Raw genomic sequence first — 8,095 nt, 5'->3', positions numbered from 1 at the left:
GCTCTGCGCCAAGGCCGCGCCGGCACCGCCGATGGATACGGCGAAAGCCACGGCAAGCGCGAGCTTGCGGCGCGGCGGCGCGACTGAACGGTTTGCGTACTGCATGGAACGTCCCTCCTGAAAAAACGCGTGACGAATAAACGGGTGAAGTCGTCCGCATCCGCGCGGCACGCGGACGTTCCGCCGAAAGCATCGGCGGGCGGAAAACCAACTGGAAGAATTTCGCTCGGCCGAACGCCTCTTACCGGGCGGGCGGCGTCACGTCGTCAATCGAAAGGGGTGCGCGCAATGGCGTGGTTTGGCATTTCTTTTGCTCCCCAAAAAGATCGTGCAAGACGTCATCCATGGCGAAAGTCGCACCCGCTCATCATGTCCCCTGAGGCGAGCTGACGACAGCGCCGAAGCGGCGCGTGAAAACAACGTAAAGTATTGCTGTCATTCGTAACAATAGGAAAAAGTCCTAAGCAACTAATTGCGGGGCGAACCGCAAGAACTTACGTTGCAAGTGCCAGGCGTCTTGCCTGCTGTGACACCCCCCGTTTAACGTCGGGAAATGGCACTGGTAATCACGATTCTTGTCCTCCTCCTCGTCGTCGCGCTTTCGGGCGCCATCGTCCGGGTGCTCCCGGTCCGGCTTCCCCTGCCGATTTTGCAGATCGCTCTGGGTGCCCTTCTGGCCCAGCCGTTCGGCATGGATGTGGAATTCGACCATGAGCTCTTCTTCCTGCTCTTCATCCCGCCGCTTCTGTTCGCGGACGGGTGGCGCATTCCCAAGCGCGAGCTGTTCCTCTTGCGCGGGCCCATCCTCGCCCTTGCCGTCGGATTGGTCTTCTTCACGATCCTGGGTGTCGGGTACTTCGTTCACTGGCTGATCCCGACCGTACCCCTGGCGGTGGCCTTTGCGCTGGCCGCCGTGCTCTCGCCGACCGACGCGGTCGCGGTCACCTCGATCACCGGCGAAACGCCGATCCCCTCGCGACTGATGCACGTGCTTTCCGGTGAGGCGCTGCTCAACGACGCCTCCGGCCTGGTCGCCCTGCAGTTCGCTGTGGCGGCGGAGATCACCGGCAGCTTCTCGTTGGGCAAGGCGTCGATCGACTTCGGGGTGATGGCCTTGGGGGGCATCCTCGCCGGCGTGCTGGTGAGTTATACGTTCGGCATCTTCCGCCGGCGCCTGGTGCGCTGGAGTGGCGAGGTGGATCCGGCCAGCCAGGTCGCCTTGCTCCTGCTGCTTCCTTTCGCCGCTTACCTGCTCGCCGAGCATTTCGGCGTCTCGGGCATCCTCGCCGCCGTCGCCGCCGGGATGACAATGAACTACACCGACGTGCTCAAGGGTGGCTACGTAGCCACACGCATGCAGAACGGTGCGGTGTGGTCGATGGTGGAGTTCGTCTTCAACGGCCTGATCTTCCTGCTACTCGGCTTGCAGCTTCCCGGCATCGTCGACGGCGCGAAGGGTGATCTCGCGCAGGCGGGCGGCGGCGAACTCTGGTATCTGCTCGCCTACGTTCTCGCGATCACGCTGGCCCTGGTCATCCTTCGTTTTATCTGGGTCTGGGTGTCGCTGCGCTTCGTCCTGCTGCGCGCGCTTCATCGCGGAGAAAAACGACCCAGGGTGGGAACGCGGATGGTCTGGACCACGGCGCTTGCAGGCGTGCGCGGTGCGATCACGATGGCGGGTGTGCTTTCACTCCCGCTGATGAAGAGCGAGGGCGTGCCCTTCCCCGTGCGGCACCTGATGATCCTTCTCGCCAGCGGCGTGATTCTGTGCACATTGGCCATCGGTGCGATCGGCCTGCCGCTGGCCGTCAAGGGGCTGAAATTTCCAGGCGAAGACCCCCGTGTTCGCGAGGAGCGCAGGGCACGGGCGCTATCGGCCGAAGCGGCACTGCGCGGCATCGCTGACGAGCAGCAGCGGGTGGACGAGAGCGGCGATGTCAACGCCATTGCGCTTGCCTCGCGCGTTGCATCGCGCGTGATGGCGGATTACCAGCAGCGGCTCGAAGCGGCCGGTGATGAAGGCGACGTTCCACAGAAAGCACGCGCCGAGGCGGGCACGGAGCGCGTCATGCGTCTGGCGGCGCTGCGTGCCGAGCGTCGAGAGTTGTACAACCTTCGTCGAAGCCATGAAATCAATGACGACACGTTGCGTACGTTGATGCGTGAGATCGACCTTGCGGAAGCGTCGCTGACGAGCCTGCATTCCGGGTAGGAGTCGATTCATCGGCGAAGGGCGCTCGCCTCAAAGACCAAAAAACGCCTCCGTCGTACGCACACTGGCGTCAGTCAGCGCTTCCTTCGACTCCCCCCGATCGCGTGCCACTTCGTCTCGAATGTGCGCAAGGTACATCGGCTCGTTACGTCGGTCCTTGGGCATGGGCCGCACCGTTCGCGGTAGCAGGTACGGCGCATCGGTCTCGAGCATCAGCCGGTCGGATGGAATGAGCTTCACCAGTTCGCGCAGGTGCGCACCACGCCGCTCATCGCAGATCCATCCGGTGATCCCGATATGGCAATCGAGGTCGAGATAATCGCGCAAGGCCTCTTCGGTGTCGGTGAAACAGTGCACCACGGCGGCGGGAACGCGGTGGCGAAAGCGCTTCAGGATGGCCAGGAAATCGTGGTGTGCGTCTCGCTGGTGCAGGAAGAGAGGCTTGCCCACGTCTACGGCGATCTCCAGCTGGCGTTCGAAGACGACCCTCTGAATGTCCCGGGGGGAGTAATTGCGGTTGTAGTCGAGCCCGGTTTCTCCGACGGCGCGAACTTCCGGCTCGCTGGCGAGTTGCCGGAGCACGATGTCGGTGGCTTCGTCGTAGTCCACGGCGTGATGGGGGTGTACGCCCGCCGTGGCAAACAGGCGGCCGCCGCTGGCTCTGGCTAGCTCGAGCGCGTGCTCGCTTCCTTCCCGTGAGGCGCCGGTCACGATCATTCGGCCGACGCCATGCGCACGGGCGCGGGTCAGCACATCGTCAAAGTCTTGACGGAAGGATTCGTGGGTCRGGTTGGCTCCGATATCGATCAAGTCCATGATTTCTTTCGCTTTGAGACAAGGGTTTGAACGTGAAGACGAGCGTGTTATTGCCACGCAAGGCCATGAATTAGAAGGTCTAATGACATCACAAACGTGCTGCGTCGGGGTTTCCGGCTTGGCCGTTTGGTCTATCGAAAACTTACCGTCAAACGATTGACGTTCGTATTTTCCTGCTGCTAGTTTTCAAAGACGGACGTCAAGAAGACGTCGCTCGGGAGCGCGCCGTTGGAGCTCGAAACCAGTCACACGGATGCAAGGCAGGGGTTTCAAAAGGAAGGCGGCCGGCAACCGGTTCGCCTCACGCAGTACCACGGGCAAGGGGACATACAGATGGTAAACCGCACCGCTGCGGGGACGCTTGTCGACCCGCCGATTCGGGGTTGTACCGCGCCATAAGTCGTCTTCGGATTTTGCGTTGAGGGGAACGTCGAATCCTTCAGGTGTTTGCGCCGGCGAGGGGGCCTTCGTCGGCTGGCGTGCAGGGAGGGGTCCCGGCGCCGCACTAGGGAGGTATGCGTAATGACATCACGAACACTGGCACAGGCCATCGGCCTCGTGCTGACGGGCATCTTCACCGTCGCGGGAGCGGTCCACGCCGCGGAAACGCCTGCGACCCAGGCAACTCCACAGGTCCGCGCCGTCCAGGCCGGACAGCAGGTCGCCATCGACCCGGCGACCGGAAAGATCCGCGCGCCGACCGACGCAGAGCGCGCCGCGTACTCCAAGGCATTCCAGGCTCGGCAGAACCGGGTTACATCGCTCTCCACGCAACCGCGCACCAATGCCGATGCAGTGAAGACGGCGCRCAAGGTCACCCTCCAGAGCGGGGCGAAAGCCACCGGGATGCGCCTGCCCCAGGAGCGGATGAGCAGCGTCGTCGCCACGCGCGCGGCGGACGGATCCATCAGCATTCACCATGACGACCACGGCGCCCAGGTTGCGCCCAAGGCACCGGAGGTTACCCGATGATCCGCCGCGGCCTTCTTTACTCAGMCCTTCTCGCAGCCGGTCTGTTCGGCGCCATGAGCGTCAGCGCCGCCGAGATCAAGATCGTCAACCAGGACGTCGGTACGGGACAGGGTCTCGACGACCATACGCCCGCCACGCCCGTGGGAGGCAACCCGGGCACGACCTTCGGTCAACAGGCGCTCAACGTCTTCCAGTTCGCGGCGGACATCCACGGCGCTTACCTGAAAAGCAACGTTACGATCGTCAACAACGCGACCTTCAAGCCGCTGGAATGCGACGCCACGGGCGGTGTACTTGGATCCTCCGGACCCTTGTCCGTCTTCTTCTTTGATGCCGCGAACCTTCCGGCGGGTGCCAAGGCCAACATCTGGTATGCCGGGCCGGAGGCCGATGCGCTGGCTGGCGAAGACCTCGACCCGGGCAATGCCGACATACAGAGCCAGTTCAACGGTAAACTGGGCCAGCCCGGCTGTATCGAAGGCTCGAAGTGGTACATGGGCCTGGATCACAAGGTTCCCGACGGACAGATCGATTTCCTCAACGTCGTGCTACATGAAATGTCGCACGGTCTCGGCTTCCTCGACCTCACGGACCTGACGACCGGCCAGGACTTCCCGGGCGACGCCACCTCGCATCCGAACATCTACGGTTCCTTCGTCAAGCATGACGGCACGCTTTGGGACGACCTGACGCCGGCTCAACGCGTGACGGCCGCGCTGGATGATGGCCACCTGGCCTTCTCCGGTGCGACAGTGATTGCTGAAGCCCCGCTCGCGCTGAGCCAGCCCGACGTGTATCGCGTGACCGCCCCGGCCGCCGCCGCCGGCGATTATCTGTACGCCCAGGCCAGCTTCGGCCCGACCGCCACTGCGGCGAACTTCTCTGGCGCCGTGGTACAGGCCGTGCCGAACGATGGCTGCGCCGCCATCACCAACGCCTCCGCCGTCGCCGGCAAGGTCGCGCTGATCGATCGCGGCACCTGCGACTTCGCAACGAAGTCGCTCAATGCCCAGGCTGCCGGCGCTAAAGCCGTACTCCTCGCCAACAACCAGCCCGCTGCGGTCACGCCGGGTGGCACGCCTGTCTCGCCGGTGACCATCCCGGTGATCCTGGTGAACCAGGTCGACGGCAATACGCTGAAGGCGAACCTCGCAGGTCTCACCGGCACCGTGGGCAAGGGCACCGGTCTTGCCGGAACGAATGCCGACGGCGTTCAGATCTACGCGCCGGCGGTACTCGCGGAAGGATCGTCGTTCTCGCATTACGACACGCGCCTGACGCCCAACGCGATCATGGAATACGCCATCAACCAGGATCTCCGTGGTGAGATCGACCTCGACCTGGGTCCGGCGTTGTTCCAGGATATCGGCTGGGGCATCGACCGCAGCAACCAGTTGCTGCTCACCTGCGACACCGGCATTCCGAAACTCGTGCCGGGCGGCATCATCATCGGTGCCAACGTGATCGCCAACGCGAAGATCCTCGCCGGCAACGCCGCCGACTTGGGCACCTATCGTGCGGGCATCAGGGCGTACGAAGGGCAGCTTGCCGCGGACGGCCTGATCACCGCCGGCCAGGCGACAAGCCTTAACGCCTGCCTGTCCGATGCGGAAACGCAAAAGCAGTACACCGCTTTCGGCCCGCCGCCGGCACCGCCGGCCATCGTGCTCGCCAACAACGCCGCCCTGAACAACCAGAAGGGTGCCGCCGCCTCGACCACCGCGTACCAGCTCACGGTACCGGCCAACGCGAAGACCCTGACCCTGCGTACCTATGGTGGCTCGGGTGATGTGTCTATCTCGGTGACCGATCCGAAGGGCGTGGTGAAAGCGCAGCCCAATCGTCCGGGTAACAGTGAGCCATTCACGGCGACCAAGCCCGCTGCCGGCGTGTGGACGCTGACCGTGAAGGGTGAAAAGGCGTACTCCGGCGTGAGTGTGCTGGGTGCGTACACGCTCTGACGCATGACCTGGAAGAGGCCCCGGTTCCCCGGGGCCTCGACCTTCGTGGGGCCCGCGTCGCGGGTAGGGGAAAAGACACGACGTTTGGACGGCTGGACGGCCTTCGGGCCACCGGTCTTCGGATACCTCGTCCGCCGCGGTCGCGACGGACTGGCGATGGGCCGCGCGCCGCGCGCCCGCGCATCGATCGCTAACAAGCGGACATCTGGGAGGAAGGTTCACGTGAATACCATCTACAGCAAGGTCTGGAACAAATCGCTCGGCATCCTGGTCGTGGCATCGGAGCTGGCACGCGCGAATGGAAAGGGTGGCGCCTCCCGACGTCTGCGCGCCGCGATGGCCGCGCTTCCACTGGCCGCCGGCGTGATGCTGGCGCTGGGTAGCGCGCCTGCGCAGGCAGGCAACGTGTGCGGTGGTTATCTGCTCGGCATCCAGGGCAAGGCGCCGGTCGCCAAAGGCACGGATGCCTTCGCCTGCGGGACCTCAAGCAAGGCTGCCGGAAACTACAGCACGGCGGTTGGTACAGCAGCGAACAGCAGTGGCGACTACAGCGTCGCACTGGGCCAGAATGCACAGTCCCCCGGTGCCTGGTCGACGGCGATGGGCCAGAACGCCCGCGCCACCGGCACGGACAGCATTGCGATCGGCGAATCGTCATTTGCCAGTGGATCGGCCAGTTCCGCCTTCGGAACGGACGCGAGCGCCACGGCGAAGAACGCCGTCGCCCTCGGCGATGGGTCAGTCGCCAATCGCGCCAACACGGTGTCGATCGGCAAGGTCAACGAAGAGCGTCAGCTGGTGAACGTCGCCGACGGCACGCAATCCACCGATGCGGTCAATAAACGGCAGCTGGATAAGGTTTCGACCTCGGTGAATGGCGTGTCCACACGTGTGGACACGCTGTCCACGAAGGTCGACGGTGTATCGACCCGGGTGGACAACCTCGCGGAAAGCACCAGCGACGCCGCGCACTATTTCAAAGCTAACGGTAACGGTGACGGCAGCGACGATGCGCAGGCCAACGGTCAGTACGCGACCGCTTCCGGCTCGGGTGCATTCGCCGGCGCCGATGGTGCGACGGCAAGCGGCAGCGGCGCCGTCGCGACAGGCACGAACGCCACGGCGAGCGGCTATGGCAGCGTCGCCACGGGACAGAACAGTGCCGCCTACGGTGCGGGTGCGCAGGCCAACGGCCCGGGCAGCGTGGCCGTCGGCGGCGTGGCCGTGGACGCAGACGGTAATCCGCTGATCACCAACGGGGGAGTGCCGGTGGACACTGGTGCAACCAGCGCGGGTGTCGGTGGTACGGCGGTCGGTGCGAGCGCGCAGGCGAGCGGTTTTGCTGCGTCGTCGCTAGGCGTTGGTGCGTATGCAAGCGGCGCGCAGTCGACCGCCGTGGGTGCGGTGGCGAATGCACTCGGCGACTTCTCGACCGCCAGTGGTTCGCAGGCGACCGCCGCAGGTGATCAGTCGGTCGCCAACGGATTCGGATCGACGGCGTACAGCGCGGGCTCGACGGCGATCGGTGCCGGTGCCAGCGCATCTGGCGAAGGCAGCATCGCGATCGGCAACTTCGCCGAAACAGGGTTCGGGTTGTTCGGCCTCGAGAGTGCCAATGCGGTCGCTCTCGGCACGAACAGCTGGGCGCTCGGCAACAACGCCACGGCGCTCGGTGCGAATGCCTGGGCACTGGGTGAGAACTCCGTAGCGCTCGGCGCGGATTCGCAGGCCGATCGTGACAACACGGTATCGGTCGGCACCGCAGGCCATGAGCGGCAGATCGCGAACGTCRCCGCCGGAACCGAAGACACCGACGCGGTGAACAAGGGCCAGCTCGATTCGTCGGTGAGTGGCGCCACGCGCTACTTCAAGGCGAACGGTCTGAACGACGGTAGCGATGACGCGTTGGCAACTGGCCAGTACGCGACTGCCTCGGGCTCGGGTGCCTTTGCCGGCGCCGATGGTGCCACGGCGACCGGTAGCAGCGCGGTGGCAACCGGCAACAACGCGACGGCAAGTGGTTACGGCAGCGTGGCTACCGGACAGAACAGCGCCGCCTACGGTGCGGGTGCGCAAGCCAACGGCCCGGGCAGCGTCGCTGTTGGCGGCGTGGCTGTGGACGAAGACGGCAATC

Annotated in this window: 5 protein-coding genes; 4 read left to right on the top strand and 1 reads right to left on the bottom strand. The window is 64.7% G+C overall.

The window, feature by feature from the left end; all coding sequences use genetic code 11:
• The first annotated feature begins 553 nt into the window (after positions 1 to 553).
• Entirely contained in the window at positions 554 to 2,212 is a 1,659-nt protein-coding gene (locus tag AC1DSN_RS14890; protein WP_477296296.1) for a Na+/H+ antiporter, read from the top strand.
• Between the two features lie 30 nt (positions 2,213 to 2,242).
• Here the strand turns inward: AC1DSN_RS14890 and AC1DSN_RS14885 are convergent, their stop codons facing one another.
• Positions 2,243 to 3,028 (bottom strand): TatD family hydrolase, encoded by a 786-nt coding sequence (locus AC1DSN_RS14885; protein ID WP_477331379.1) that lies wholly within the window; start codon positions 3,026 to 3,028, stop codon positions 2,243 to 2,245.
• Positions 3,029 to 3,550: 522 nt separating this feature from the next.
• Between AC1DSN_RS14885 and AC1DSN_RS14880 the strand changes: the two genes are divergently transcribed.
• The 3 genes from AC1DSN_RS14880 to AC1DSN_RS14870 all read left to right on the top strand — a co-directional run.
• Positions 3,551 to 4,000: a post-PEP-CTERM-1 domain-containing protein gene (locus tag AC1DSN_RS14880; RefSeq protein ID WP_477331377.1), complete on the top strand. Its 450-nt coding sequence runs from the start codon at positions 3,551 to 3,553 to the stop codon at positions 3,998 to 4,000.
• Positions 3,997 to 5,961, top strand: a complete 1,965-nt coding sequence (locus AC1DSN_RS14875; protein WP_477331375.1) for a PA domain-containing protein — start codon at positions 3,997 to 3,999, stop codon at positions 5,959 to 5,961. The genes AC1DSN_RS14880 and AC1DSN_RS14875 overlap by 4 nt, the downstream gene beginning before the upstream one ends.
• A gap of 222 nt (positions 5,962 to 6,183) precedes the next feature.
• On the top strand, positions 6,184 to 8,095 hold a 1,912-nt coding region (locus AC1DSN_RS14870), incomplete at its 3' end, for a YadA family autotransporter adhesin (protein WP_477331373.1).

This window comes from Luteibacter sp. P4_D7_3 (genome assembly GCF_056401735.1).
This window is presented reverse-complemented; position numbering and strand designations above follow the sequence as displayed.

Excerpts from the sequence above, each read along its gene's own strand:
- AC1DSN_RS14890 (WP_477296296.1), top strand. The coding sequence starts at position 554 with ATGGCACTGGTAATCACGATTCTTGTCCTCCTCCTCGTCGTCGCGCTT.